We start from the raw sequence: 501 nt of genomic DNA on the forward strand, positions 1-501 counted from the left end.
TTTGGACAGCAGGTACGGCAAAAAAACCACCCCGAAAAGAACTCTTGATTCGTAATAATTGAAGAAAATCATAAAAAGATTTGTTAGAATCAGAAGAAAATATTTCTTCTCTAATAGGACTTTTTATATGGTTACATCTTTTGGTAAAATTTTACGGAAACTTCGGGTTGATCATTCAGAACGCCTTTTAGATATGGCTAAGAAATTAGACATATCTGTATCATTTTTATCTGCTGTAGAAATTGGCAAAAAATCTGTTCCTGTAGGACTGGAAGAAAAGATCATAGAGCTTTATGGTTTAGATAAAGAGAAGGCTTTACTCTTAAAAAAAGAAGCCTATTCTTGTCGAAAAAGCATCATCATAAAGCCTTCTACTCCGTTGCAACGTGAAACTGTTGTTGCGTTTATGAGACTTTTAGATGGCTTACATCAAGAAGCGTTAGCAGACTTCAAAGAAACATTAGAAACATTGTGCGAAGCGTGCTTTATAGAGAAATGTTA

The 501-nt window shown here is 33.9% G+C and carries 1 protein-coding gene; it reads left to right on the plus strand.

Annotated elements, in window-relative coordinates; genetic code table 11:
- Positions 1-127: 127 nt before the first annotated feature.
- Positions 128-501: helix-turn-helix domain-containing protein (locus tag ACFIJJ_RS10275; RefSeq protein WP_375646881.1), on the plus strand; the 374-nt coding region annotated here is incomplete at its 3' end.

This window comes from Bartonella sp. TT29SHDZB, assembly GCF_042193395.1.
Lineage (GTDB): Bacteria > Pseudomonadota > Alphaproteobacteria > Rhizobiales > Rhizobiaceae > Bartonella.